We start from the raw sequence: 25,998 nt of genomic DNA, 5'->3' as shown, positions 1-25,998 counted from the left end.
TATTCGAGGGCTCGCTTTTCAGGGCGGGCTCGCGCCGCCTGTGAGCCCGCCGTGAATTCACTCCCCCTTGTCAGCCTGGTCATTCCCGCCTTCAATCCACGCTTTTTCGGTCGCGCCTTGCACACGGCCGTGAGTCAGAGCTATGGCCATCTGGAAATCATTGTTTGCGATGACAGTCGCGGTCATGAGATCGAAGACATCGTCAACTCGGTGATCGAGCAGGGTGCGCGCATACGTTATGTGCGCAATGCACAAACCCTGGGGTTGGTCGGCAATCTGCAAGCTTGCCTGGAGCAGGCACAAGGCGAGTTCATCAAGTTTCTGTGTGACGACGATCAGCTGTTTTCCGCCTGTATCGAGCGTCAGGCCCAAGTGCTTATCGATTGTGCCGACGTCAATCTGGTGGTCGCCCAACGATTGTTCTGGGATGCCGACGACATGCCGTTGCCATCGCGCATGGAAAACACTCCGCTGTCTCCGGTGGGCGGGGTGTTCAAAGGCGATGACCTGCTGGCGATATTCGAAAACTTCCCGGTCAATATCCTCGGGGGCTTCAGCAACGCGCTGTTCCGTCGGGCAGATCTGCTTGAACTGTTCCCGGCATTGACCCAGCCCGGTCATTGCTTTGTCGCGACGCTCGATTTTGCCTTGTACGTCTGCCTGATGCGACGGGGCAATATGGCGGTGTCCAATCATGTGCTCGGCGTCGAACGCCTGTATCCGGAGCGTTTGAGCAGCCAGCAATCAATGAAGGATGCGGCGGAAATCGAGCGGCAATGGCTGTCGCAGATGCTCAAGGCGCGTAGCGGCGAATCGGCGCCGGCTCCAGGCTGGGTGCGCTACCTGCCGCTGACCAGGGTCGACGAGTCACCACGGGTCTGGGAAGAGTTGCCATTGAGCCGGACCCTGGGCACAAAGCAGACCACCCAGGGTTGGCATGTGGGTATTGACAGTGTCAGTTTCTCCCAGCTCTACGCTCAATGGCTGGAGTGCCGGCATCTGACTGACGGCCAGCGCAACCTGCTGCCAGACACGCTGGCAGCCTGGCCCAAAGTGCCGAAAATCGTTCCGGTCATCATTGATGAGGACGGCAGCCGTTCGGCGCTGGAGATCACGCTGCAGTCGCTCGCCGCGCAGGATTATCCGCCTGAGCTGACCGTGGTTCTGTCGACGTCCTGCACGCGGGTCGAACTGGAGGAGCGGGTTTTCCGCGTGCCGCTGCAAGACGACTGGCAGCAGCAGGTCAACGAGTTGTTGTCGCAACTGGAAGGCGCCGACTGGTTCTATCTGTTGCGTGCCGGCGATCGTCTGGTGGTGCCGGCTTTGTTGGTCATGGCCGAGCGAATTGCCCTCACGCCGGCGATGACCTGCCTGTACAGCGACGAAGGTGGGCTGTACCAGGGTGAATCCGCAGAGCCTGCGTTCAAGCCCGATTTCAACCTTGACCTGATGCGCAGCTACCCCTATGTCGGACGCGCCCTGGCGTTTGAGCGTAAGCGTTTCCTGGCCGTGGGCGGCTTCAATTCCCGGTTCGCCGAGCTGGCGCCTCACGATGTGCTGTGGCGTATGGTCGAAGATGACGGCACGCAGGTGGTCGGCCATATTGCCGAAGTTTTGCTGGAGTCCACCCTGGATCTGGCCAAATGGCTGTCGCAGCCGCAAGTGCTGGACACCAACCCGCTGTTGCTCGAAGCACACCTGCAGCGCCTGGGCATTGCCCATGAGATTCGCCCAGGCAGTTCGACGATCCTCAATCGTGTCGATTACCTTCATGGTGAGCGCTCGCTGGTTTCGATCGTCATCGTCAGCAAAGACCAGACCAGTGCCTTGCAGCGCTGCGTCGAGAGCCTGCTGGAGAAAACGGCCTACAGCGAATACGAGTTGTTGCTGGTGGACAATGGCAGTGAAGGTGTCGAGGCGCGCACCTGGTTCGACGGCATGGCGAAGCTGGGCAGTGAGCGGGTTCGAGTACTGAGACAGGAGCGACAAGGAAGTCTGGCGCAGGCGCGCAACTTTGGCGTGAGTCAGGCTGCGGGCGACTATGTCCTGATGCTCAACCCGTACACGGTCATCACTCAGGGCGAGTGGCTTTCCGAGCTGCTCAATCACGCGCAGCGTCCGGAAGTCGGCGTGGTCGGGGCCAAGCTGTTCAACCCCGATGGTCGAGTGCTGCATGCGGGCCTGATCCTTGGCTTGCAGGGGCCGGCCGGCGTGCCGTTCCATGGCGAGCCGATGCAGGCAGCGGGTTACATGTTCCGCTTGCAGACGGCTCACGATTTGAGTGCCGTGGGCGGTGATTGCCTGATGGTGCGCAAGGCGGTTTTTGAAACCGTCGGCGGCCTGGATGAGCAGGACCTGGCGCAGTCCCTCAACGAGGTTGATCTGTGCCTGCGCATCGGTCAGGAAGGTTATCTGGTGGTCTGGACGCCTCATGCCCAACTGGCTTTGGGGGTGCAACCGCTCGTGGCGGCGCAGGAAGGTGACCAGGCTCGCAGCGAACAGGAGCAGGAGGCTTTCTACAAGCGCTGGCTGCCGATCATTGCCCGCGATCCTGCCTATAACAGCAACCTGGCGTTGCAGGGTGTGGGTAATGCAAGCTTCAGTCTTGAGCCTGGTCTGCGTTCCGGCTGGAGTCCGTTTTCCCAGGCCCAACTGCCTAAAATTCTCGCGTTGCCAGTCAATGCCTCAGCCATCGGTCATTATCGGGTGACTCAACCGTTGATCGAACTGGAAGCCGCCGGCAGGGCACAGGGGCGCATTCACTACAATCTGCCGACCATCATTGAAGTCGAGCGTTATTCGCCTGATGTGATCATCTTGCAGGGGCGCTATTCGGAAGGGCCGATCAACGAAATTCCGAGCCTGCAAAAATACTCCAGCGCGCGACGCATCTACGAGCTGGATGACTACGTGATCAACGTGCCTCATCGCAATGCCCATATCCGCAACATGCCGGGCAAGGACGAGATGGAGAAACTGGTCCGTCGCGCCATCGGCATGTGCGATCGCGTGGTGGTTTCCACCGAGCCGTTGGGCAACGCCTTGTCGGACATGCATCACGACATCCGCGTGGTGCCGAACATGTTGGCGGCCCACTTGTGGACCGATTTGCGCAACCAGCGCCGCACCTCGAAAAAGCCGCGGGTCGGTTGGGGGGGCGGCACCAGTCACCACGGTGATCTGGCGGTCATCGCCGATGTGGTCCGTGAGTTGGCCAATGAAGTCGACTGGGTGTTCTTCGGCATGTGTCCGGATGATCTGCGTCCATACATGCATGAGTTCCACGGGGTGATCGGGTTGGACGTCTACCCGGCCAAGCTGGCCAGCCTGAATCTGGACCTGGCCCTGGCGCCACTGGAGTTCCACATCTTCAACGACTGCAAGAGCAACCTGCGCTTGTTGGAGTATGGCGCTTGCGGCTACCCGGTGATCTGCACCGACACTCAAGCCTATAGCGGCTACTTGCCGTGCACCCGCGTCAAATCCAACTCCACGGACGAGTGGCTGCAAGCCATTCGCATGCATCTGGCCGATCCGGAAGCCAGCTATCGCATGGGCGATGAGTTGCGCGAGATTGTGCTGCGTGACTACGTGCTGCGTGGCGACAACCTGCGTTATTGGGAAAACGGCTGGCTCGCGGACTGACAGTCCGGGCGTTGGTCAAGTCAAGGCAGGCGACGATGAGTCGCCTGCCTTTTTTTTGTCTCGAAGACCTTCGCGCGGCAACGCCGCAACCCTCTCGTCGTATCGCCTGGCGCCGGACCGAAAGAGCTGGCGCGTTTCCTGCAAGTCCCCTCTATATCGCCATAAAACGAGCACTTGCGGTGATTGCGCAGGTGCGTCGAACGGTACGCAGGTATTACCCAGATGGCCCGCAAAAGCTTGATACAGCTTGGCTGAGCCCTGTGACGAACAAGAGGGGAAGGGAATGAAGGCAGTTATTTTGGCGGGTGGCCTGGGCACGCGAATCAGCGAGGAATCGCACCTCAAGCCCAAGCCAATGATCGAGATCGGTGGCAAGCCAATTCTCTGGCACATCATGAAACAGTACTCCGCTCACGGAATACACGATTTCGTGATTTGCCTTGGCTACAAGGGCTACGCGATCAAGGACTTCTTCGCCAACTATTTTCTGCACACCTCTGACGTTACGTTCGACATGCGTAACAACCGCATGGATGTTCACCAGAATTACAGTGAGCCATGGCGCGTCACCCTGATCGACACCGGGGAAGAGACCATGACGGGCGGGCGCTTGCGCCGCGCTCGACGTTATGTCGAAGACGAACAGGCATTTTGTTTTACCTACGGTGACGGTGTGTCTGACCTGAACATTGGTGCGCTGGTCGACTTCCATCTTTCACACGGCAAGATGGCGACCGTCACCGCCGTCCAGCCACCTGGCCGTTACGGTTCGTTGAGTCGCGAAGGTGACCGCGTTCTGGGCTTCACCGAAAAACCGCGTGGCGACGGCGGATGGATCAATGGTGGTTTTTTTGTCCTGTCGCCCAAGGTGCTGCCGTTGATCGACGGCGACGAAACCTCGTGGGAGTCCGGTCCGCTCGATGGTCTTGCCGCGCGCGGCGAGCTCATGGCGTTCCAGCACGACGGATTCTGGCAACCCATGGACACCCTGCGTGACAAGAATCATCTGGAAGCGTTGTGGCAGAGCGGGGAGGCCCCATGGAAGCAATGGGACTGAGCCCGCAATTCTGGCGTGGAAAGCGGGTTCTGGTCACCGGCCACACCGGTTTCAAAGGCAGTTGGCTGACGCTGTGGCTGCAAAGCCTGGGGGCCCAGGTCAGCGGGTTTTCCCTGGATCCGTCCACCGAGCCGAGCCTGTTCGAACTGGCACGGGTGCACGAAGGCATCAACGATCAGCGGGGCGATCTGCGTGATCTCGGCGCCTTGCTGGAGCTGATCGCCGAAACCCAGCCGGAAATCGTCTTGCACCTGGCGGCCCAGCCGCTGGTGCGCGAAGGTTATCGCGACCCGTTGGGTACTTACTCCAGTAACGTCATGGGCACCCTCAACCTGCTCGAAGCGATTCGTCAGGTGGGCGGTGTACGCGCCTGTGTGCTGGTGACCACCGACAAGGTCTACGCCAATCAGGAATGGCTGTGGCCGTACCGCGAGAACGAAGCACTGGGCGGTCACGACCCTTACAGCAGCAGCAAGGCTTGTTGCGAGTTGCTGGCGCAATCCTATGCCGCCTCGTTCTTTCCTCCGGAAAAGCATGCCGAGCACGGCCTGGCCCTGGCCACGGCGCGCGCCGGCAATGTGCTGGGCGGTGGCGATTTTGCGCCGGAGCGTTTGATTCCCGATGTTCTCCGGGCCTGGTCGGCGGATGAGCCCGTGACCCTGCGCTACCCGCAGGCCGTGCGTCCCTGGCAGCACGCGCTGGAACCCTTGGCCGGTTATCTGCAATTGGCTGCCGGCTTGTATGAGCAAGGCCCGCAGTTTGCCGGTGCGTGGAACTTCGGCCCCAGCGAAGCGGACATGTGCAGCGTCGGCGAAGTGGTCGAATTGCTCGCCAATCGCTGGCCGCAGGCACGCGGCTTGCGCATCGAACCGAGCGACTTGCACGAGGCCGGTCTGCTGCGTCTGGACAGCAGCCGCGCCCGTCAATTGCTGGCCTGGCAACCGCGCTGGTCGTTGCAGCAGTGCCTGACCCAGACCCTGGATTGGCATCTGGCGTGGCAGAACGGTGACGACATGCGCCTTATCACCCTGAACCAGCTCAACCTGTACCGAGGCGCGCTGTGAGCGAATTTCTGTTGAAGGCGCTGCCGCTGGACGGGTTGTTCAGCGTGCAGCACAAACGCTTCGAGGACGAGCGCGGACACTTCGCCCGGCTGTTTTGCGAGGGCAGCCTGAGCGCCTTCGGCCAGGCGTTTCACATCCGTCAGATCAACCATTCCTGCACCCGCGAACGCGGCACTGTACGCGGCCTGCATTATCAGAACGCCCAGGCGCCGGAAGCCAAGTTGATCACCTGTTTGCGCGGTGAGGTCTGGGACGTCGCGGTGGATTTGCGCCCAGACTCCGAAACCTTTCTGCACTGGCATGCCGAGCACCTGCGCGCCGGCGATGGCCGCAGCCTGCTGATCCCGGCCGGGTTCGCCCACGGTTTCCAGACCCTGAGTGTCGATGCCGAGCTGCTTTACCTGCACAGTCACGATTACACGCCTGAGCACGAAGGCGGGTTGTCGGTGAACGATCCACGGCTGGCGATTGCCTGGCCACTGCCTGTCAATAATCTGTCGGCACGCGATGCCAGCCATCCGTCGCTCGATGAACACTTCGCCGGAGTGCGTTTATGAACTGCCGTGGTTGCGGTACTCCGCTGGCCTTGCCGTTGATTGATCTCGGCACCTCGCCACCGTCCAACGCCTACGTGCGCGCCGATCAGCTGGAGCAGGCCGAGCAATGGGTGCCGTTGAAAGTCGCCGTATGCCAGCAGTGCTGGCTGGTGCAGACCGAGGACTACACCAGCGCCGACAGCCTGTTCGATGCCGAGTACGCCTATTTCAGTTCGTTCTCCAGCACCTGGCTGGCGCATGCGGAAAAGTATGTGGCCGAGATGGTCGAGCGTTTCAGCCTGACCGCTGAAAGCCGAGTGGTGGAAATTGCCGCCAACGACGGTTACCTGTTGCAGTACGTGGCCAGGCGCGGCATTCCCTGCCTGGGCGTCGAGCCAACCCGCAGCACCGCGCAAGCGGCACGGGAAAAGGGCCTGGATATTCGCGAACTGTTTTTCGGTCGCGACACCGCTGCGCAATTGCTCGGCGAAGGCTGGGGCGCCGACCTGATGGCCGCCAACAACGTGTTGGCCCACGTGCCGGACATCAACGATTTCCTCGGCGGTTTCGCGACCCTGCTCAAGCCGACCGGCGTGGCGACATTCGAGTTTCCACAACTGCTGACCCTGATGGCCGGCCAGCAGTTCGACACGCTGTATCACGAGCACTATTCCTACCTGTCCCTGACCGCCGTGCAGACCCTGTGCGAGCGCAATGGCCTGGAAGTCTTCGACGTCAGTCAACTCTCGACCCATGGCGGTTCGCTGCGGGTATTCGTGCAGCGCCTCGATGGCGAGCGTCGTGAGGTGCAGCCAGCGGTTGCGCAGCAGTTGCAGGCCGAGCTGATTGCGGGGGTGAAAACCCCGGAGTACTACGCGACCCTGGCGCCGGCTGCCGAACGGATCAAGCACGAACTGCTGCGCTTTTTGCTCCAGGCCAAGGCCGAGGGCAAGCGCGTGGTCGGCTATGGCGCCGCCGCCAAGGGCAACACCTTGCTCAACTACGCCGGGGTCAAGCCGGATCTGTTGGCCTGGGTCGCCGATGCCAACCCGCACAAGCAGGGCAAGTTCTTGCCGGGCAGCCGCATTCCGATCGTGTCGCCGCTACAAATCGAAGTCGAAAAGCCGGACTACGTGCTGGTGTTGCCATGGAACCTGCTGGATGAAATCACCCAGGCCTTTGCCGGCATTCGTGCGTGGGACGGTCGTTTTGTCATCGCCATTCCTGAGTTGATTATTCGATGAGCCGAATTCATTACACCAAGCCAAGTGTTGGCGAGCTGGAAGCAGACTATGTACTCGACGCCGTTCGCCACGGCTGGGGGGAACGCTGCTACGAGTACCTCACCCGCTTCGAAAAATCCTTTGCCGGGCACGTGGGCGCGACCTATGCGATTGCAACCTCCAGTTGCACTGGAGCGCTGCACATGGGCATGGCGGCCCTGGGCATTGGCCCCGGCGATGAGGTGATCCTGGCCGATACCAACTGGATCGCTTCGGCCGCGCCCGTGACCTATCTTGGCGCGACCCCGGTATTCGTCGACGTGTTGGCGGACAGCTGGTGCCTCGACCCGCAGCAGGTTCGTGAGGCAATCACTCCAAGGACCAAGGCGATACTGGCCGTACACCTTTACGGCAATCTCTGCGACATGGATGAGCTGCTGGCCATCGGTCGCGAGTTCGGCCTGCCGGTCATCGAAGACGCTGCCGAGGCGATCGGCTCACAATGGCGTGGTCAGGCAGCCGGATCGCTGGGGGCTTTCGGTGCGTTTTCCTTCCATGGCACCAAGACCATGACGACCGGCGAAGGCGGCATCTTCGTGACGTCGGACAAGGCCTTGTATGAGCGAGTGCTGACCCTGTCCAACCATGGCCGGGTCGCAGGCAGCAGCAAACAGTTCTGGCCGGATTTCCTGGGCTTCAAATACAAGATGAGCAACCTGCAAGCGGCCGTCGGTTGTGCGCAAGTCGAGCGGATCGACGAGCTTATCCGGCGCAAGCGCGAGATCTTCGCCAACTACGCCGAGGCATTGCGCGATTTGCCGGGCCTGTCCATGAACCCTGAGCCGGAACATTCGCGCAACGGTTACTGGATGCCCACGGTGGTCTTTGACAGTGAATTGGCGATCACCCGAGACATGTTGATCGCAGCCTTCCAGGGCGCGGATATCGACGCTCGGGTGTTCTTCTGGCCGCTCTCGTCGTTGCCGATGTTCAGCGAGTTGACGGCTGCAACGCCTGTGGCCTGCTCGCTGCCGGAGCGCGCGATCAATCTGCCGAGCTACCACGATATGACCGATGACGATCAGCGTCGGGTCATCGAAGTCTTGCGCACCCTGGTGCTCAAAAGGACCCGGCTATGAAAGTGTATTTGCTGGGGGCCGCCAATCCTGAAGCGGTGCGGATGATCCTCACGCTGCAACGCTGCCAGCCGGATCTGCAGTTTGCCTTTCTCGATAACGACCCGGCGAAGCAAGGCACGCTGTTTTATGGCGTGCCGGTAGTGGGGGGCACCGACAGGGTTGCCGAACTGAAGGGGCCCGACACCCGCTTCGTCAATTTGATTACCGGCAGCACGGCGCTGCGTTATCAAACCACCTGCGAGATTGTCGAGGCCGGTGGCACCCTGGGCAACTTCATACATCCGGGGATCGACCTGACGATGATCACCCTGGGGGTCGGCACGTACCTGCAAGAGGGCGTGATCATGCAGGCGCAAGTCAGCCTGGGCGATAACACCAGTATTAGCGCCGGCAGCGTGGTCGGCCATGAGGGGCAGATCGGCCATTCGGTGTTCATGGCGCCCGGTGTATGCATCGCCGGTTGTGTCGAGATCGGTGACGGCACCTTCATCGGCACCAACGCAACGATCCTGCCGCGTTTGCGGATCGGCCGTTGGGTCACCATCGGTGCAGGCGCGGTGGTGACCAAAGACGTTCCAGACCATGCGGTTGTGGTGGGTAATCCCGCCAGGACCATCAAGACCAATCCTGTTTCCTTTCAAGACGGTCGGGTTTTCAACTAACCACCGCGGCTAAATTCTGGAGAGTGTGCAATGAATCCTCATGAGCTGTTTCGTGAAGAAGTAAAAGAGAACATCGAAGGCCTGCAACAGGACAAAGCCCTGCAAGCCACGTCGCTGGATTGGGTGGGTACGACCGCCCGGCACAAGTACACCTACAACTTCAGCTGGATGGGGCGCCCGATCATTCAGTTTCCCCAGGACATGGTCGCCATGCAGGAGATTATCTGGGCGCTGCGGCCGGACATCATTGTCGAGACCGGTATCGCTCATGGCGGCTCCCTGGTGTTTTACGCCTCGATGCTGGAGCTGATCGGTCATGGTGAAGTGCTGGGCGTCGACATCGACATCCGTCAGCACAACCGCGAGGCAATCGAATCGCACCCGATGAGCAAGCGGATTCAGATGATCCAGGGTTCAAGCATCGATCCGGCGATTGTCGATCAGGTCCGTCAGCGCATCGAGGGCAAGAAAGTGCTGGTGGTTCTGGACTCAAACCATACCCACGAACATGTCCTTGAAGAGCTGCGGGCCTATGCGCCGATGACCTCGGTAGGCAGTTACTGCGTCGTGATGGACACCGTCGTTGAAGACATGCCGGAAGATGCGTTTCCGGATCGTCCATGGGGCAAGGGCGACAACCCGAAAACCGCGGTATGGGCTTACCTGGAAGAGAACCGCGATTTCGAAATCGATCAGGCCATTCACAGCAAATTGCTGATCACCGTCGCGCCGGATGGCTATCTGCGTCGCGTGCGTTAATCGACAAGACATCGTTGGGTTTTTCGGCTAATGGCCGGTTGTGGGGAAATTTATGCAAGGCAAAAACAGTTCTGAACACGGTGCGGCACTTCACGAACAATTGACCGTGGTGCTGATGTCTCACGAACGTCCGGCATTTTTGCGCAGGGCAGTACGTTTTTACAGCGACTTGCCTTGCAGGATTCTGGTGCTGGACTCTTCGGCTCAAGCCCAGCCAGCAGACATGGCCGGGCAGTTTGCGAATGTGGATTACCAGCATGTGCCGCAGTACGGGTACTGGGGCGTTCGGGCCAAGCTGGCCTATGGCGTGGAACAATTGACCACGCCATTCATGGTGTTCGCCGCTGACGATGACTTCCATGTGCATGACGCCCTGCGCGAAGCCGTTGCCTTCATGGATGCCAATCCCGACTACGGCCTGTGCCAGGGTTACAGCCTGATGTACCTGGCACTGCCCAATAGCGTCAATTACTACCGTCGTGACAAGAAGGTCTGCGAAGACTATTCGGCCGAGTTGGCCCAGGATCGTGTACTGGAATACATGCACCAGTACCTCCCGCCTTTCTATGCGGTACAGCGCACCGAACTGGTACAGGACTGGTTTGCAGCCCTCCCTCATGACGCGTCCTTCCAATGGCAGGAAATCGGCCACACGTATTACATGCTGGCGCGAGCCAAGGCGCGGATTCTGCCGATCCCGTATGTCGTGCGCGAGATGAATTACGGGTACTCCGAGCACAATACCGAGATCTTTCACACACTGGTTCATAACGACGCCAAGTCAGTCGCCGAGCGTGAAACCTATGCGACTTTTCTCGCCGGGCTGCCGACTCAAGTTCAAGCGCAGGACCCCGAGCAAGGCAAGCAATTCGCGTTGCAGAGCTTTGAGGCCCTGGCCGATAGCTTGCGCACCGGGCGGGCATTGACGACCGAGCTGATATTCCAGTCTGGCTGGACGAATATCGCGTCAGGCCCCCAGCGCCGCTTCGGCCCCAGGCAGTACGTCGAAATGCCGTTCTACAATCAGGCGTTTTTCGATCAATTGACCCATTTCGAATTCCTGTTGCACGCCATGCCGGCCGGGCGGGTTCAACTCAGTGGCCTGGAGGGTGTATGGACCCGTCAGCAGAATCTGATGCTGGCGCGTAACAACGACACGCCGGAAAGTGTGGTCGATCGTTTGTGGCAGGCTCACGACATCAACGTGTTCAACCGCACGGTGATCAAGCATCTGGCGGCTCAATTGGAACTGCTGGGTGACGACGAAGAGGCGCAGACCCTGCGTGACTGGGCCGCGCGTCTTGAGGCGGTGTCGATCGAGGGCAATCGTGCGACATTCGACAAAACACTGTCCGGTCGATTGCTCAAGTGGCTTGAACCTCGTCAGCCCGATGCACAAGAGGCCGAATCGATTGCCCGCCACCTGGCGGCCAACGACGGTGGTCCACAGTTCGGGATCTTCCTGCTGGATCTGGATAACGATATCGAAAAACTGCAAGTCAGCCTCGACAGCCTGCTTGAAGGTCACAGCAAGGCATTCAAAATTGTCGTGTTCACCACGGGTGAAGCACCGGCGGCCACCACGGCGCAGAACACCTTGCACTTCGTCCGGGTCACTCAAAGCAACTATGTCGACAAGCTGAACCAGAGTGCTCGTCAGTCGCCTTGTGACTGGCTGCTGCTGGCTGAGGCGGGTGACGAATTCACCGCCGGTGGCCTGTTGCGTGCCGGCCTGGAATTGCTGGGCGCTGCGGACTGCCGTGCAGTCGCCACCGACGAAATCCAGCGCACCGCCGAAGGCGCGCTGGTGGACGTGTTCCGCCCTGGCTTCAATCTTGATCTGCTGCAAAGCCTGCCGGCCTTGATGGCGCGTCACTGGTTGGTGCGTCGTGATGTATTCATGGAAGTCGGTGGCTACCAGGCCGATTTCAGCAAGGCCCTGGAGTTTGATTTGTTGCTGCGTATCATCGAGCAGGGCGGCCTGAACGGGCTGGCCCACCTGGACGAGCCGCTGCTGATTGCCCGCGCACCGGTACTGGAAGAAAACGCCGATGAGCGCCTGGCGTTAATGCGCCACCTGGGCAATCGTGGCTACAAGGCCAAGATCACTTCGGCGCAGCCTGGCACTTATCAGATCGACTACCGTCACACCGAGCGCCCGCTGGTTTCGATCGTCTTGCCCGCCGGTGACGATCTGCCGGCCTTGCAACACTGCCTGCAAGGCGTATTGCTGCGTACCCGCTACAACCAGTATGAAGTCATTGTTGCGGTCAATCAGAATCAGTCGGCTGAGGTCAACGACTGGCTCGGCACTTATCAGCATCCGAAAGTCAGCATTCTGCGTACTGACAAGCTCATGAGCGTTCCCGCGCTGTACAACGCCGCCAGTCAGCAGGCCCGGGGCGAATACCTGGTGCTGCTGGCCGCCGACAGTGAAGTGGTCAACCCGAACTGGCTTGAGTCGCTGCTCAATCACGCCCAGCGTCCGGAAGTCGGGGTGGTCGGTCCCAAGTTGATCGACCGTGATGGCAAGGTCACCCAGGCCGGCCTGATTCTGGGCATGAACGGTGGGGTTGGCTCGGCCTTTGTCGGTGAGAAGCACGATGCCGATGGCTACATGCACAGGCTGGCTCTGGAGCAGAACTATTCGGCCGTGTCGAAGGTTTGCCTGATGATCGGTAAAGCGTTGTTCACCGACCTGGGTGGTCTGGACAGCTCGACCTTCGCTGAAGGTTTCAGCGATGTCGATCTGTGCCTCAAGGCAGGCCAGGCGGGCTACCTCACCGTCTGGACGCCACTGGTTCAGGTCATTCATCAGGGTGAAATGCCGCAGGCGCCGAACGCCCTGGATGTGCTGCGTGAAAAATGGGCTGCTGCCTTTACGCAGGATCAGGCCTACAACGCCAATCTGGCCTTGAGCGGCAAAGGGTTCTCCCTGGGTGAAAGCGCCCCGGTGGACTGGGCTCAGTTGCTCGCATAAGCCTGGCGGACAGGTATAAGGATTCAGGCATGTTCAACGGTAAATCGATTTTCATCTCAGGCGGCACCGGGTCGTTCGGTCGCAACTTCATCCGCCGCTTGCTGGAGCAATACCAGCCCAAGCGAGTGGTGGTGTTTTCTCGGGACGAACTCAAGCAGTACGAGATGCAGCAAACATTCAACGCGCCGTGCATGCGTTACTTCCTTGGCGATGTGCGCGATGCCGAGCGTTTGCGTCAGGCCATGCGCGGTATCGATTATGTGGTGCATGCCGCAGCGTTGAAGCAAGTGCCGGCGGCCGAGTACAACCCGACAGAATGCATCCGCACCAACGTCAACGGTGCGGAAAACATCATCGCCGCTGCCATCGACAACGGCGTGAAGCAAGTCGTCGCGTTGTCCACGGACAAGGCGGCCAGCCCGATCAACTTGTATGGCGCGACCAAGCTGCTGTCGGACAAGCTGTTCGTCGCCGCCAACAACATCGCTGGCGAACAGCAGACCCGTTTTGCCGTGGTTCGCTACGGTAACGTGGCCGGTTCCCGTGGCTCGGTGGTGCCGTTCTTCAGCAAGCTGATCAACGAGGGCGCCAAGGAGCTGCCAATCACCGATGAGCGCATGACCCGGTTCTGGATCACCCTCGATCACGGTGTGCAGTTCGTGCTCGACAGCTTCGCGCGCATGCATGGCGGCGAAGTGTTTGTGCCGAAGATTCCGTCGATACGCATTGTCGACCTGGCCTTGGGCATGGCTGAGCACTTGCCGCATAAACATGTGGGGATTCGCCCCGGCGAGAAGCTCCACGAGTTGATGGTGCCGGTGGACGATGCGCGCATGACCCTGGAGTTCGCCGATCACTACACGATCCAGCCATCGATCCGCTTCACCAGCGTCGATGTGGATTTCGCCGTGGATAAGCTGGGCGAGCGGGGGAAACCGGTAGGCGAAGATTTCGAGTACCGCTCTGACACCAACCCGCACTTCCTGTCGGTGGGGCAAATTGCAGATCTGCACGCTCGGTTGTCGGCATGATTCCCTATGGTCGGCAAAGCCTTGATCAGGGGGACATCGATGCGGTGGTCGAGGTCTTGCAGTCCGACTGGCTGACCCAGGGGCCGGCCATCGAGCGTTTCGAACGGGCGATGGCCGAACGCTGCCAGGCTGATTTTGCCGTCGCGGTGTGCAACGCCACGGCCGCCCTGCACATCGCTTGCCTGGCCGCTGGCCTGGGGCCGGGTGATCGGTTGTGGACGACGCCCAACACCTTCCTGGCTTCGGCCAACTGTGGTCGCTATTGCGGCGCCGCAGTGGATTTTGTCGATATCGATCCCCAGACCTGGAACCTCGACGCCGAGGTATTGGCCGCCAGGCTTGCCCAGGCCGAGCGTGACGGCACGTTGCCGAAAGTGCTGGTGGCCGTGGCGTTCTCCGGGCAGAGCTGCGACATGCGCAGGATTGCCGGGTTGGCCGAGCGTTATGGCTTTACGGTCATCGAAGATGCGTCCCATGCGGTCGGCGCGTCCTACGCCGGTCGTCCGGTGGGCTGTGGCGAGTTCGCGGCAATGACGGTGTTCAGCTTCCATCCGGTGAAAATCATAACCAGCGCCGAGGGCGGCATGGTCCTGACCAACCGCCCGGACCTCGCCGAGCGCCTGCAACGCTTGCGCAGCCATGGCATGACCCGGGATCCTGCGCAGATGACCGAGCCGAGCCACGGGCCCTGGTACTACCAACAGGTGGAACTGGGTTTCAACTATCGCCTCACTGATCTGCAAGCGGCGCTGGGGTTGTCGCAGTTGGGCAAGCTCGATGAGTTTGTCGTGCGTCGGCGTGAGCTGGCAGCACGTTATCAGCGCTTGCTGGCGCACTTGCCGCTGACCTTGCCTGGTGCGCAGGCGGACGCTGAATCGGCGTGGCATCTGTACGTGGTGCGCCTGCAACTCGACCGAATCAAGCTCAGTCATCGTCAAGTATTCGAAGGGTTGCGGGCCGCCGGGGTCGGTGTGAACCTGCACTACATTCCCGTGCATTTGCAGCCGTACTATCGCCAACTGGGATTCGCCGAGGGTGACTTCCCGCAAGCCGAACGCTACTACGCCGAAGCCATCAGCCTGCCGCTGTTTCCGTTGCTCAGCGATGAGCAGCAGGATTATGTGGTCGAGCAACTGCGACGGCTGACTGAATAACTGCCGCAGAGCGGCTGATGGAAAATGTGCGATGCGTGAACTGACCGAGCAGGAAAAATTCTGGCAAGGCGACTTCGGCAACCAGTACGTCGAACGTAACGTCGGGCAACCATTGGTGGCGGCCAACCTGGCCTTGTTTGCCAAGGCGTTGACGCGAGCCGGGCGTATTGAAAGTCTGTTGGAGCTGGGTACCAATGCCGGGAACAACTTGCAGGCCTTGCACCAGTTGTTGCCGCAATGCGAATTGTTCGGCGTCGAGATCAACGCCAGTGCCTGCGCCCAGGCCCGAACGCTGGGCATCGGGCAGATCTGGCACGGCTCGCTGTTTGATTTTCCGCGTGAGCGCAGCTTCGACCTGACCCTGAGTAAAGGCGTGCTGATTCATCTCGCTCCAGAGCTGTTGCCAGCCGCCTATGCGCAGCTGTATGAGCTGAGCCAGCGCTACATACTGATCGCGGAGTACTACAATCCTTCGCCGGTTGAAGTCTCGTATCGCGGCAACAGCGGCAAGCTGTTCAAGCGTGATTTTGCCGGTGAAATGCTCGATCGCTACGACGACCTGCAGTTGCTCGATTACGGATTTGGCTACCACCGCGATCGGCAATTCCCGGTCGACGACATCACCTGGTTTCTTCTGGAAAAACGCCCTTGAACAGCGTCGCCATCATTCCGGCTCGCGGTGGCAGCAAACGTATACCGCGCAAGAATCTCAAGCTGTTCGATGGCGTGCCGATGATTGTCCGCTCGATTCGGACCGCCATTGATTCGGGGTTGTTCTCCCAGGTGGTGGTCAGCACCGATGATCCAGCAATCGCCGAACTGGCGCGTTCGGCAGGCGCCCAAGTGCCGTTCATGCGCCCGGCAGCGCTGGCCGACGACTTCACCGGCACCGCCGCGGTAATTGCCCATGCGCTGCAAGCCCTGCGCGAGCAAGGTCAGCAGTTCGATTACGCCTGTTGCATTTACGCCACCGCGCCGCTGCTGCAGGCGCGATTTCTCAAGCAAGGGCTGCAGTTGCTGGAACAGCATCCGGACAGGTCCTTCGCATTCTCGGTGTGCGATTTCGGCTTTCCCGTTCAGCGAGCCCTGACCGTTGACGATCAGGGGGCGCTGACTGCGCTTTACCCTGAGTTTCGCGAAACTCGCTCACAGGATTTGCCAGCGGCATATCAAGACGCCGGCCAGTTCTATTGGGGACGCAGCAAGGCCTGGTTGAACGGTGAGGTGCTGTATTCACCGGCAAGCTTGCCGGTCATCCTGCCGCGCTATCTGGTGCAGGACATCGACACGCCTGAAGACTGGAAGCGCGCCGAATACCTCTACGCCGCTCTGAAGGCGGGAGGGGAGCTGCAATGAGAGTGCTGATCCGTGCCGACGCTTCGCCCACCATTGGCAGCGGACACATCGCCCGCTGCCTGACCCTGGCCAGGGTGTTGCGCGGGCAGGGCAGCCATGTGGCCTTTGCCTGTCGTCTGTTGCCGGGGCATCGCCTGGATGCGTTGCGGGCCGAGGGCTTCGAAACCTTTGCGCTTCCCGAGCGTTATGAGGGTGAAGATCTGCAGCAGGCCATCGAATCCATGTTGCCGTGGCAGGCGGACATTGCCGCGCTGGGGCAGGTGCTGCAAAGCCATTCGGCGTTCGACTGGGTCATCGTCGATCACTACGGCCTGGATCATCACTGGCAGACCGCCGCCCGCCGCTGGGCGCCACGGATCGCCGCGCTGGACGACCTGTCCAGCCGAACCTACAGCGTCGACCTGCTGCTGAACCAGAACCTCTCAGGTACAGCTGAGGCTTACGCATCGCTGCTGGCGCCCGGCTGCCGGACTTTGCTCGGCCCACGATTTGCCCTGCTGCGCGAGGAGTTCTGCTGTCCGCCGATCGAGATCAAACCGAGAGCCAGACGCGTACTGGTGAATTTCGGCGGGTTCGACGCGGCGATGCAGACTCATCACGCGATGCTGGCGCTGATGGATTTCCATGAGTTGGAAGTCGATTTTGTGGCCGGTGCCGATAACCCGGCCTGGACGCAGATGCAGGCCCTGGCGGCAGGTCGTCCGCTCTGGCGTTTGCATGCGTTTGTCAGCGACTTTTACCGGTTGATGACTGAAGCGGACCTGTTCATTGGCGCTGGCGGTGGTACCAGTTGGGAGCGAGCGGCCCTGGGGCTGCCAACGATCAGCATTGCGGTGTCAAACAATCAGCAGGCCAATGGCGAGGTGATGGCGGCTGCGGGTGCGCATGTGTTCATGGGTGCCCGCGAGCAGGTCAGCGTCGAGCAATTGCGCCTGGCCATCGGTTTTGTCGCGGACAATCAGGGCCTGCGCCAGAGCATGGCGGCACGATCGCGTCAGCTGGTCGACGGTCGTGGCGCACAGCGAGTGGCGGCGGCGCTGGCGGGCGCTGTGTTGAGCGTGCGCCGGGCAACCATGGCTGATGCACAATTGTTGTTCGATGGGCGCAATGCCGAGCCGGTGCGGCGCTGGTCGCTGGAGAGCGGTGTGATCGAATGGTCCGCGCATCAGAACTGGCTGACCGCAAGCCTGAGCAACGCCCGGCGGCTGTTGCTGATCGCCGAGGCCGATGACGGGCCGGTCGGCGTGTTGCGTTATGACCTGCGCGGCTTTGCCGCCGAAGTGTCGATTTACCTGTTCGAAGACCGGCTCGGCCTGGGCTGGGGCAGGGCGCTGCTGGCGCGGGGTGAAGCCTTTGCGATGGCCCATTGGCCGCAACTGGAGTCGCTCAACGCAACCGTAATGCCGGGCAACCAGCCTTCATTGAAGGTTTTTCGCGAAGCCGGTTTCACCCAGAGCGCTTGCGCGTTCACTCGCGTATTGAAGGATCACAGAAATGACTAGTTTCAAGATTGGCGAGCGCCTGATCGGTGCCGAAGCGCCGCCATTCATCATTGCCGAGATGAGTGGCAACCATAACCAGTCGCTTGAACTGGCCCTGCGGATTGTCGAAGCCGCTGCCAGGGCCGGTGCTCATGCGTTGAAGCTGCAAACCTACACCGCCGAGACCATGACGCTGGATTTATCCGAAGGTGAGTTCTTCATCAAGGACCCCAACAGCCTCTGGGCGGGTTCCTCGTTGTACGCGCTGTATGAGAAGGCGCATACGCCATGGGAATGGCACGCGCCGATCTTTGCCCGGGCCAGGGAGCTGGGCATGCTGGCATTCTCGACCCCTTTCGATGAGACAGCGGTGGACTTCCTCGAAAGCCTCGACGTGCCGGCCTACAAAATCGCCAGTTTCGAAAACACCGACTTGCCGCTGATTCGACGGGTGGCCGCCACTGGCAAGCCGTTGATCATTTCCACAGGCATGGCCAGCATTGCCGAGCTCGATGAATCCGTACGCGCCGCCCGGGAGGCCGGTTGCAAGGATCTGGTGCTGCTCAAGTGCACCAGCACCTATCCGGCGACGCCCGCCAACAGCAATGTGCGAACGATTCCCCATCTGCGCGAACTGTTTGGCTGTGAAGTGGGTTTGTCGGACCATTCCATGGGTGTCGGGGTGTCCGTCGCGGCGGTGGCGCTGGGGGCTACGGTGGTGGAAAAACATTTCACCCTCGACCGTTCGGCGGGTGGTGTGGACGCCAGCTTCTCTCTGGAACCCGCGGAACTGGCCAGTCTGGTAGTCGAAACCGAGCGGGCCTGGCAGTCCATGGGGCAGGTGCATTACGGCGTGACCGAGGCCGAGCGCAAGTCCCTGGTGTACCGCCGTTCGCTCTATGTGACTCAGGACATGACCGCCGGCGAACCCTTCAGCACCGCCAATCTGCGGGCCATTCGTCCGGGCCTGGGACTCGCCCCCAAACACGCTGAAAGTCTTCTGGGGCGCCGCGCCCGTGGGGCGATCAAGCGTGGAACAGCGCTGGATTGGTCGTTGGTCGAATAACCTGTCGCGGGTCTGATTCGGCAAAATAGCGTGACCTGCGAGTCATAACGCGCATCTTCACTGTATTGTATTAACCGGGAAGGTGGCGCCTGGGGTCTGACTGGCCCAGTGATTGCCTTTTTATTCTTCCCGTTGTCGCCGCCTCGGGGTGACGTTTTTCTCTGTTTGTCGGCGCCCCTCGAATCCTTGCGAGCGGTGGTATTGGGCTGTTTATTATTGGGAAGCCGTAATGATTGGCATAAAAAGCATTGCGAGCTACGTTCCTGTAGCCGGCGTGGACAATTACGCACAAGGTGCAAAATTCGATAAGGATGAAGAGTTCATCCTGGGCAAGATCGGTTCGGCCTTCCTGCCGCGCAAAGGCGCTGAACAGGAAACATCCGATCTGTGCGTTGAAGCGGCCAATGCGCTGTTTGCCAGCAACCCTGATCTGAAACGCGAATCCATTGATGCGCTGATCGTCGTTACCCAGAACGGTGACGAAGAAGGTCTGCCCCACACGGCTGCCATCGTCCAGGACAAGCTGGGCCTGCCGACGACCGTGGCGGCGTTCGATATTTCCCTGGGCTGTTCCGGTTATGTCTACGGCATTTATGCGATCAAGGGCTTCATGGAAGCCGCTGGCCTGAAGAATGGCCTGTTGATCACCGCCGACCCGTATTCGAAAATCGTCGACCCGGAAGACCGCAACACCACCATGCTGTTTGGTGACGCGGCTACCGCCACCTGGATGGGCGAGGACCCGGTCTGGGCGCTGGGCAAGGCCAAGTTCGGTACCGATGGCGCCGGTGCGCCGCACTTGAAGGTGACTGACGGGGTGTTCTTCATGAACGGTCGTCAGGTGTTCAACTTCGCACTGCTCAAGGTTCCGGCGCATTTGCATGAATTGCTCGCTGAATCGAGTCTCTCGGCGGACGATATCGATGCTTTCTGTATTCACCAGGGCAGTGCGGCGATCGTCGATGCGGTGGCGCGACGCTTCGAAGGCGAGCCGGAGAAGTTCATCAAGGACATGGTCGAGACCGGTAATACCGTGTCATCGAGCATTCCGTTGCTCCTGGAGAAGCACGTTCTTGATTCGAGCTGGAAACGCGTGGCGCTGAGCGGTTTTGGTGTGGGGCTATCCTGGGGTTCGGCGATCATCTATCGTTCCTGAGTGAAAGTCTTTTCATAAAAAAGACCGATACAAAAAAAGCGTTCAAGGGGTAACCTTGGACGCTTTTTTTGCTTTAAAGGAATGCGAGGCTGCATGAGCGAATGGTTTGAAGACAATGCTCAAGTGATACAGCGACGCTGGCCGGCGCTGTATTCGCGACTGTTGATGGAGGACGGCGAGGTCCCGGTCGAGCTGCTCAAAGGCATGGACTCGACACTCAGTGTGGATGGCATCCAGCTCACCAGTCGACATGATCGTCTTCACGAAGCCCGTATCCAGGCAGCCAGCCTGCCTCTCGACAAGCCCCGGCTGCACGTCTACGGCACTGGACTCGGGGATCTGCCTCGCGTGTTGCTGGAGCGTCCAGGGCTCGAGAAGTTGTATGTTCACATCCTCAATGGCGCGCTGTTCAAGCTGGTGCTGCAACTGCTTGATCACCAGCAATGGCTTGAACATCCGCGAGTAGAGCTATTGTTTGCCGGCGACCTGCCGGACATCTGCACGCCGTTTTTTGCATTGCCGGCTGAAATGCTGCTGGCGGATGACTTCAACGCGAAGATCCGTGATCGACTGGTCAGCGAAGTGCATCTGAGCTTCAACAATCGCGAGTTCGATCCGCAGTCACCGTTCATTCGGCAGCGCCTGCAGGATTGCCTTGATGTGTTGCTCACCGACGCGGACGTGGCGCAATTGTTTGGCACCTGTGCCGGTCGGGAAATCTATGTGATCGGTACCGGGCCGACGCTCGAAGGGCATTTTCAGCGGCTGGCGGAGGTGCGCAGGCAAGCCGAGCGTCCCCTCTTCATTTGTGTCGATACGGCGTATCGACCCTTGCGCGAAAACGGGATCGCACCGGATCTTGTGGTGAGCATCGACCAGCGCATCAGTTTTCGGCATTTGCCCTTCGAAGAGTCCGACGGTATCCCGCTGGTCTACATGCCCATGAGCGACCCGCAGGTGCTGAAGGCCTGGAGGGGCAAACGCTATGGCGGTTATTCCCCCAGCCCTATTTATGCGCAGTTGCGTCAGCAGTACCCACGGGGACAGTTGCATGTAGGCGGCAGCGTGATCCACCCGGCGGTCGACCTGGCGGTAAAAATGGGTGCTGCGCGCATTACCTTGTTCGGCGCTGACTTCGCCTTTCCGATGAACAAGACCCATGCCGGCTGGAATGACGGTGACCTTGGGCCGGCGGTCAGTCAGGCGCGGCACTGGGTGTTGGACGGGCAGGGTGAGCGTGTCAGGACACAGCTGAATTTCCGCAGTTACCTGTGCGTGCTCGAGCGCTATATCGCCGGGCATCCACAGGTGCGTTTCCTTAACAGCAGTCGGGCCGGGGCAATGATTGCCGGGACACAGTTCAATACGGATTTCGCGCAATGAATGCCAGGTTGAAATGCCTCAATGAATGCCGTCAGTGCGCCCAAATGTTCCGTTTGGGACGAGATGTCGAAGCGGCGTTGACCATGGTCGATGTGATCGATGAGGCGCAGGCATTGGTGTTGACCGCGTCTCAGGATGTTCAGCAGGCATGGACCTGCGTGTTGACTCAAATGCTGGCCTGTCAGGAGCGTCAGGATTGGTTGGGGCTTGCCGACTTCCTGGAGTACGAGTTGTTGGAGCTGCTGGAATCCGTTCCGTCTTGAGCCGGGCCGACCGCGCTGGCGCGCGGGTTTGCGTCAGGGTTGATTTTATGGCGTCATTTTTTTGCGGTTGAGGGGCGCTAAGCCCTTGTTTTCTCGGGGGTGGCAGGGTGATGGCAATTTTTTTTAAAAAAGCCCTCAAGCAACCTGCCAACCCGACGATAACTATTACGAAGGTTCTCTAGGCCATACCCGGCGGTTGCCAGGGCCGGAAGCCGCAGTACCCAACCAACGAGGAATTCGTCATGGCTTTAACAGTAAACACCAACACCACGTCGTTGAACGTTCAGAAGAACCTGAACCGTGCTTCCGACGCTCTGTCGACTTCGATGCAGCGCCTGTCTTCCGGCCTGAAAATCAACAGCGCCAAAGACGACGCAGCTGGCCTGCAGATCGCTACTCGCATGACTTCGCAGATCCGTGGTGGTAACCAGGCAATCCAGAACGCCAACGACGGTATCTCCGTTGCCCAGACCGCTGAAGGCGCTCTGCAAGCATCGACCGACATTCTGCAGCGTATGCGTGAACTGGCTGTTAAAGCACGTAACGGCACCAACGGTACTGCTGACCAGACTGCTACCAACTCCGAATTCGCTCAGATGTCTGACGAATTGACCCGTATCTCGGCTTCCACCAACCTGAACGGCAAAAACCTGCTGGACGGTTCGGCTGGTACTGTACAGCTGCAAGTCGGCGCCAACACCGGTTCGGCCAACCGTATCGACCTGGTACTGAGCTCCAAGTTCGACGCCGTTTCCCTGTCCGTAGGCAGTGGTACTGTTGTTCTGACCGGTGCGACTTCTGCCACTCTGTCTGCGAACATCGACAACGCGATCACTGCGATCGACGCTGCAATTGCAAACATCAACGCCACTCGCGCAAACCTGGGTGCTTCGCAAAACCGTCTGACCAGCACCATCTCCAACCTGCAGAACATCGTGGAAAACACCACTGCAGCACAGGGTCGTGTACAAGACACCGACTTCGCCGCAGAAACCGCGAACCTGACCAAGCAGCAAACTCTGCAACAGGCTTCCACTTCGGTTCTGGCTCAAGCCAACCAACTGCCTTCCGCTGTACTGAAACTGCTTCAGTAATTTCGGAATGAGTTTAAGCGGGAGGGTGTGCTGGTCACGCTCTCTCGCTTTTTACGTTAAGAGGTGATGGACATGGATATGAGCGTAAAGCTTAACGTGTCTTATCCGGCTCCCCAGTCAGCGAGTGCCGTTTCGGATAAGCAGCCAGAAAAGCCTGTGGCCGCCGATGTTGCTCCGGTGGTGGATAAAAAACAGGATGCGAATGACACCAAGCTGAAACAGGCCGTGCAGGAGATCGAAAAGTTTGTCCAGTCGATCAAGCGCAATCTGGAGTTCTCGATAGACGAGCAATCCGGAAAGGTCGTCGTCAAGGTGATTGCAAGCGAGACGGGCGAGGTCGTTCGGCAGATCCCCTCCGCAGAAGCGCTGAAGCTGGCAGATAGCTTGAACAATGCCAGTCACGTATTGTTCGACGCCAAAGCCTGATAGCTGGCACGAATAATGTTTGTACGATCTTTGGGCGCCGGTAAGGGTCAAAAGACTGGCTGCAACTTGAAGGGAGACAAAACATGGCAAGTCCAATTTTACCGGGTACGGGCCTGGGTTCTGGCCTGGACATTGGTTCGATCGTCACGGCACTGGTCAACTCCGACAAGGCGGCCAAGCAGACGCAGATCGACACTCAGACCAAGTCCAACACGCTGAAGATTTCCGGCGTGGGATCATTGAAAAGCGCACTGACGGCTTTCCAGACCGCACTGACCAATCTTGGCAGCACGACCAATCCTGCGTTTGCCGGCTTTACGGCGACTTCGGGTACTCCGTCGATCCTTACTGCGACCTCTGACAACACAGCCGTTGCCGGTACCTACAGTGTTGTCGTGAACAGCCTGGCCACCGGTTCGAAAGTAGCCAGTGCTTCTTTTGCCGGCGGAGCGGCCAGTGCCATTCCGAGTGGTACCCTGAAAATCAGTCAGAATGGCACTGATTACAATGTCACGATTCCTGCCAATGCGACCTTGCAGTCAACGCGGGATGCGATCAACTCGGCGCAGGCGAGCAACGGTATTTCCGCCAACATCGTGACCGACAGCAGCGGTTCGTCGCGTCTGGTGATCAGCTCCAGCAAGACCGGCGCGGGCTCGGATCTTGTTGTCAGCGGTATTGCGGGTCTTGCAATCGATGGCACTCAGCCGATGGGGGCTAATCCTTCGGCCTCCGCTTCCGGGGCTGTCAACGGGATTGCCACGGATGCATCGCTGAGCATCGATGGTCTGGCAGTGACCAGCAAGAGCAACACGGTGACGGGCGCCATCAGCGGTTTGACCCTGAACCTGGCGTCCGTGAGCACCGGCACTCCTCCGGCTGCGGCGACTGTCACGGTGGGGACCAACTCCACCGGTCTGCAAACATCGATCCAGTCGTTCGTCGATTCCTACAACACCCTGATGAACACCATCAACAGTCTGTCAAAGGCAACAGCGGACAAAGATGGCAAGCTCACGGTTCAGGCGGCGTTTACCGGTGACTCGATGCCACGTGCGTTGATCTCCGATATCCGCGGCGTGTTGACTGCTCCCGGGGCGGGCGGCCCGTTGGCTGTGTTGTCGCAGATCGGCGTAATGACGGACCAGAACACCGGCAACCTGGCGTTCGATACCACTGCGTTCAACAAGACGATGTCCACCAGCGGCATGAGTGGTCAGGTGCAGCAGTTATTCAGCGGAACCGACGCCACCAATGGCCTGCTGGCGCGCATGGGCAAGGCAATCACGCCGTACGTTCAGACCGGTGGCTTGCTCGATCAGCGCAACTCCAACCTGCAAACCGTGAGCAAGACCCTCTCCGATCAGCAGGCTGCGCTGGATTTGCGAGTCACCAACATGACGGCGACGCTGACCGCCAAATACAACGCCATGGACCTGCTGGTCGGGCAAATGAAGGCGACGGCGAGCAGCATCACCTCGTTCTTCACTTCGTTGAACGCGCAGAAATCCAACGGCTAGTCATGAGCTGACGACAAAAACCCGGCTACGCCTTTTGGCGTGCGCCGGGTTTTTGTCTTTTGAACTAAAGTTTTCTGACTCTCGGGCGATACACTGGTCATACGAGTCAGTGTGGTAATGAGGTAGAACATGAATCCAATGTTAGCCCTTCGGCAATATCAGAAAGTGGGCGCGCATGCCCAGGCGTCCGAAGCGAGTCCGCATCGTTTGGTGCAAATGCTCATGGAAGGTGGCCTGGATCGAATTGCTCAGGCCAAAGGCGCCATCGAGCGCAAGGATATTCCCGGCAAGTGCGTGTCCATCAGCAAGGCCATCGGCATCATTGGCGGCCTGCGTGAAGGCCTGGATCTTGAAAGCTGCGCCGATGCGGTGGGCGAACTCGACAGTCTCTACATCTACATGATGAAGCGTCTGGCAGAGGCGAACATCAGCAACGATCTGAAGATCCTCGATGAGGTTGCCGGGTTGCTTCGTACGGTGAAAGAAGGCTGGGACGGTATTGCTACGCCAGGTCCGCAGTTCTAGGGAGATCGCCATGAGTCTTGTGTTGCAGCGAATTGAACACACGCGTGAAGCGCTGGTTGATGCGCTTGCCGAGCGCAACTGGGAGGCTATCGGTCAATTGGACCTGGATTGCCGTTCCTGCATGGAAGACGTCTTGAGTGAGGCTTCGCTGGACGAGGAGGTGCTTCGCAGCAATCTCGAAGAGCTGCTGTATGTCTACAAGCAGTTACTTGAGGTGGCGATGGGGGAGAGGCAGGCGATAGTCGACGAAATGTCTCAGATCCAGCAAGCGCGGAACGCGGCAAAGGTTTACCATCTGTTTGGTTAATTAATCCTCGGTTAATCCAAACATAGTGCGCCATAAATTTGACTGTGCACGGTTTTTTGACTTAACTAGTGGCTGGTTCCAGATTTCAGTCGTCTTCAGGCATGACCTGCCTGCAAGCGTTTAGCTTGCCCCAGCATTTTGGGCATTGAGTTGACTAGGGAAGTTGCTATT

At 59.5% G+C, this 25,998-nt stretch carries 23 protein-coding genes; all 23 read left to right on the top strand.

Annotation, left to right across the window (positions count from 1 at the left end; genetic code table 11):
* Positions 1 to 51: 51 nt before the first annotated feature.
* The 23 genes from ACVWYU_RS13910 (at position 52) to ACVWYU_RS13800 (ending at position 25,827) form a co-directional block, all read left to right on the top strand.
* A complete protein-coding gene (locus ACVWYU_RS13910; RefSeq protein WP_457372912.1) occupies positions 52 to 3,645 on the top strand; it encodes a glycosyltransferase in 3,594 nt (1,197 codons plus the stop codon).
* Between the two features lie 283 nt (positions 3,646 to 3,928).
* Positions 3,929 to 4,702 (top strand): glucose-1-phosphate cytidylyltransferase, encoded by a 774-nt coding sequence (rfbF, locus tag ACVWYU_RS13905; RefSeq protein ID WP_457372911.1) that lies wholly within the window; start codon positions 3,929 to 3,931, stop codon positions 4,700 to 4,702.
* Complete coding sequence (gene rfbG, locus ACVWYU_RS13900) at positions 4,684 to 5,766, top strand: CDP-glucose 4,6-dehydratase (RefSeq protein ID WP_248914804.1); 1,083 nt, start codon at positions 4,684 to 4,686, stop codon at positions 5,764 to 5,766. Before rfbF ends, rfbG begins: the two co-directional genes overlap by 19 nt.
* Positions 5,763 to 6,323, top strand: coding sequence for a dTDP-4-dehydrorhamnose 3,5-epimerase family protein (locus tag ACVWYU_RS13895; RefSeq protein ID WP_457372910.1), 561 nt, complete (start codon positions 5,763 to 5,765; stop codon positions 6,321 to 6,323). Before rfbG ends, ACVWYU_RS13895 begins: the two co-directional genes overlap by 4 nt.
* Positions 6,320 to 7,546, top strand: a complete 1,227-nt coding sequence (locus tag ACVWYU_RS13890; protein WP_248914802.1) for a class I SAM-dependent methyltransferase — start codon at positions 6,320 to 6,322, stop codon at positions 7,544 to 7,546. The genes ACVWYU_RS13895 and ACVWYU_RS13890 overlap by 4 nt, the downstream gene beginning before the upstream one ends.
* A complete protein-coding gene (locus ACVWYU_RS13885; RefSeq protein ID WP_457372909.1) occupies positions 7,543 to 8,664 on the top strand; it encodes a DegT/DnrJ/EryC1/StrS family aminotransferase in 1,122 nt (373 codons plus the stop codon). Before ACVWYU_RS13890 ends, ACVWYU_RS13885 begins: the two co-directional genes overlap by 4 nt.
* Positions 8,661 to 9,326, top strand: a complete 666-nt coding sequence (locus tag ACVWYU_RS13880) for an acetyltransferase (protein ID WP_457372908.1) — start codon at positions 8,661 to 8,663, stop codon at positions 9,324 to 9,326. Before ACVWYU_RS13885 ends, ACVWYU_RS13880 begins: the two co-directional genes overlap by 4 nt.
* A 30-nt stretch (positions 9,327 to 9,356) precedes the next feature.
* The gene (locus ACVWYU_RS13875) at positions 9,357 to 10,085 is read left to right on the top strand and encodes a cephalosporin hydroxylase family protein (RefSeq protein ID WP_247257692.1); all 729 of its coding nucleotides are present in this window, start codon (positions 9,357 to 9,359) and stop codon (positions 10,083 to 10,085) included.
* Positions 10,086 to 10,137: 52 nt separating this feature from the next.
* A complete protein-coding gene (locus ACVWYU_RS13870) occupies positions 10,138 to 13,065 on the top strand; it encodes a TIGR00180 family glycosyltransferase (RefSeq protein WP_457372907.1) in 2,928 nt (975 codons plus the stop codon).
* A 29-nt stretch (positions 13,066 to 13,094) separates the two neighbouring features.
* The gene (gene pseB / locus ACVWYU_RS13865; RefSeq protein WP_090324317.1) at positions 13,095 to 14,096 is read left to right on the top strand and encodes a UDP-N-acetylglucosamine 4,6-dehydratase (inverting); all 1,002 of its coding nucleotides are present in this window, start codon (positions 13,095 to 13,097) and stop codon (positions 14,094 to 14,096) included.
* Positions 14,093 to 15,250 (top strand): UDP-4-amino-4,6-dideoxy-N-acetyl-beta-L-altrosamine transaminase, encoded by a 1,158-nt coding sequence (pseC, locus tag ACVWYU_RS13860; RefSeq protein ID WP_457372906.1) that lies wholly within the window; start codon positions 14,093 to 14,095, stop codon positions 15,248 to 15,250. The genes pseB and pseC overlap by 4 nt, the downstream gene beginning before the upstream one ends.
* Before the next feature lie 31 nt (positions 15,251 to 15,281).
* On the top strand, positions 15,282 to 15,902 hold the full coding sequence (locus ACVWYU_RS13855) for a pseudaminic acid biosynthesis-associated methylase (protein ID WP_390956964.1): 621 nt from the start codon (positions 15,282 to 15,284) through the stop codon (positions 15,900 to 15,902).
* Complete coding sequence (pseF, locus tag ACVWYU_RS13850; RefSeq protein WP_390956963.1) at positions 15,899 to 16,606, top strand: pseudaminic acid cytidylyltransferase; 708 nt, start codon at positions 15,899 to 15,901, stop codon at positions 16,604 to 16,606. Before ACVWYU_RS13855 ends, pseF begins: the two co-directional genes overlap by 4 nt.
* On the top strand, positions 16,603 to 18,108 hold the full coding sequence (gene pseG, locus ACVWYU_RS13845) for a UDP-2,4-diacetamido-2,4,6-trideoxy-beta-L-altropyranose hydrolase (protein WP_457372905.1): 1,506 nt from the start codon (positions 16,603 to 16,605) through the stop codon (positions 18,106 to 18,108). The genes pseF and pseG overlap by 4 nt, the downstream gene beginning before the upstream one ends.
* Positions 18,101 to 19,153, top strand: coding sequence for a pseudaminic acid synthase (gene pseI / locus ACVWYU_RS13840; protein ID WP_390956961.1), 1,053 nt, complete (start codon positions 18,101 to 18,103; stop codon positions 19,151 to 19,153). Before pseG ends, pseI begins: the two co-directional genes overlap by 8 nt.
* Positions 19,154 to 19,382: 229 nt before the next feature.
* Complete coding sequence (locus tag ACVWYU_RS13835) at positions 19,383 to 20,309, top strand: ketoacyl-ACP synthase III (protein ID WP_090324307.1); 927 nt, start codon at positions 19,383 to 19,385, stop codon at positions 20,307 to 20,309.
* Positions 20,310 to 20,402: 93 nt separating this feature from the next.
* Positions 20,403 to 21,692 (top strand): motility associated factor glycosyltransferase family protein, encoded by a 1,290-nt coding sequence (locus ACVWYU_RS13830; protein ID WP_457372904.1) that lies wholly within the window; start codon positions 20,403 to 20,405, stop codon positions 21,690 to 21,692.
* Complete coding sequence (locus ACVWYU_RS13825) at positions 21,689 to 21,955, top strand: hypothetical protein (protein ID WP_390956959.1); 267 nt, start codon at positions 21,689 to 21,691, stop codon at positions 21,953 to 21,955. Before ACVWYU_RS13830 ends, ACVWYU_RS13825 begins: the two co-directional genes overlap by 4 nt.
* Before the next feature lie 242 nt (positions 21,956 to 22,197).
* Positions 22,198 to 23,049, top strand: coding sequence for a flagellin domain-containing protein (locus tag ACVWYU_RS13820; protein WP_390956958.1), 852 nt, complete (start codon positions 22,198 to 22,200; stop codon positions 23,047 to 23,049).
* Between the two features lie 72 nt (positions 23,050 to 23,121).
* The gene (locus ACVWYU_RS13815) at positions 23,122 to 23,475 is read left to right on the top strand and encodes a flagellar protein FlaG (protein ID WP_390956957.1); all 354 of its coding nucleotides are present in this window, start codon (positions 23,122 to 23,124) and stop codon (positions 23,473 to 23,475) included.
* A gap of 83 nt (positions 23,476 to 23,558) precedes the next feature.
* Positions 23,559 to 24,995, top strand: a complete 1,437-nt coding sequence (gene fliD / locus ACVWYU_RS13810; RefSeq protein ID WP_390956956.1) for a flagellar filament capping protein FliD — start codon at positions 23,559 to 23,561, stop codon at positions 24,993 to 24,995.
* Positions 24,996 to 25,124: 129 nt separating this feature from the next.
* Complete coding sequence (fliS, locus tag ACVWYU_RS13805; RefSeq protein ID WP_390956955.1) at positions 25,125 to 25,520, top strand: flagellar export chaperone FliS; 396 nt, start codon at positions 25,125 to 25,127, stop codon at positions 25,518 to 25,520.
* 10 nt (positions 25,521 to 25,530) lie between these two features.
* Positions 25,531 to 25,827 carry a flagellar protein FliT gene (locus ACVWYU_RS13800; protein ID WP_457372903.1) on the top strand — a complete coding sequence of 99 codons (297 nt, stop codon included), beginning with the start codon at positions 25,531 to 25,533 and terminating at the stop codon, positions 25,825 to 25,827.
* The last annotated feature ends 171 nt before the right edge of the window (positions 25,828 to 25,998 follow it).

This window comes from Pseudomonas sp. TE12234, assembly GCF_054061835.1.
This window is presented reverse-complemented; position numbering and strand designations above follow the sequence as displayed.

What these genes read in the sequence shown, in the direction of transcription:
- fliS (WP_390956955.1), top strand. Translation starts at nt 25,125, where the DNA reads ATGAATCCAATGTTAGCCCTTCGGCAATATCAGAAAGTGGGCGCGCAT.
- pseC (WP_457372906.1), top strand. Translation starts at nt 14,093, where the DNA reads ATGATTCCCTATGGTCGGCAAAGCCTTGATCAGGGGGACATCGATGCG.
- ACVWYU_RS13830 (WP_457372904.1), top strand. Translation starts at nt 20,403, where the DNA reads ATGAGCGAATGGTTTGAAGACAATGCTCAAGTGATACAGCGACGCTGG.
- ACVWYU_RS13875 (WP_247257692.1), top strand. Translation starts at nt 9,357, where the DNA reads ATGAATCCTCATGAGCTGTTTCGTGAAGAAGTAAAAGAGAACATCGAA.
- rfbF (WP_457372911.1), top strand. Translation starts at nt 3,929, where the DNA reads ATGAAGGCAGTTATTTTGGCGGGTGGCCTGGGCACGCGAATCAGCGAG.
- ACVWYU_RS13855 (WP_390956964.1), top strand. Translation starts at nt 15,282, where the DNA reads ATGCGTGAACTGACCGAGCAGGAAAAATTCTGGCAAGGCGACTTCGGC.
- ACVWYU_RS13820 (WP_390956958.1), top strand. Translation starts at nt 22,198, where the DNA reads ATGGCTTTAACAGTAAACACCAACACCACGTCGTTGAACGTTCAGAAG.
- ACVWYU_RS13880 (WP_457372908.1), top strand. Translation starts at nt 8,661, where the DNA reads ATGAAAGTGTATTTGCTGGGGGCCGCCAATCCTGAAGCGGTGCGGATG.
- pseB (WP_090324317.1), top strand. Translation starts at nt 13,095, where the DNA reads ATGTTCAACGGTAAATCGATTTTCATCTCAGGCGGCACCGGGTCGTTC.
- rfbG (WP_248914804.1), top strand. Translation starts at nt 4,684, where the DNA reads ATGGAAGCAATGGGACTGAGCCCGCAATTCTGGCGTGGAAAGCGGGTT.
- pseI (WP_390956961.1), top strand. Translation starts at nt 18,101, where the DNA reads ATGACTAGTTTCAAGATTGGCGAGCGCCTGATCGGTGCCGAAGCGCCG.
- ACVWYU_RS13890 (WP_248914802.1), top strand. Translation starts at nt 6,320, where the DNA reads ATGAACTGCCGTGGTTGCGGTACTCCGCTGGCCTTGCCGTTGATTGAT.
- ACVWYU_RS13835 (WP_090324307.1), top strand. Translation starts at nt 19,383, where the DNA reads ATGATTGGCATAAAAAGCATTGCGAGCTACGTTCCTGTAGCCGGCGTG.
- ACVWYU_RS13825 (WP_390956959.1), top strand. Translation starts at nt 21,689, where the DNA reads ATGAATGCCAGGTTGAAATGCCTCAATGAATGCCGTCAGTGCGCCCAA.
- ACVWYU_RS13870 (WP_457372907.1), top strand. Translation starts at nt 10,138, where the DNA reads ATGCAAGGCAAAAACAGTTCTGAACACGGTGCGGCACTTCACGAACAA.
- fliD (WP_390956956.1), top strand. Translation starts at nt 23,559, where the DNA reads ATGGCAAGTCCAATTTTACCGGGTACGGGCCTGGGTTCTGGCCTGGAC.
- pseG (WP_457372905.1), top strand. Translation starts at nt 16,603, where the DNA reads ATGAGAGTGCTGATCCGTGCCGACGCTTCGCCCACCATTGGCAGCGGA.
- ACVWYU_RS13885 (WP_457372909.1), top strand. Translation starts at nt 7,543, where the DNA reads ATGAGCCGAATTCATTACACCAAGCCAAGTGTTGGCGAGCTGGAAGCA.
- ACVWYU_RS13815 (WP_390956957.1), top strand. Translation starts at nt 23,122, where the DNA reads ATGGATATGAGCGTAAAGCTTAACGTGTCTTATCCGGCTCCCCAGTCA.
- ACVWYU_RS13800 (WP_457372903.1), top strand. Translation starts at nt 25,531, where the DNA reads ATGAGTCTTGTGTTGCAGCGAATTGAACACACGCGTGAAGCGCTGGTT.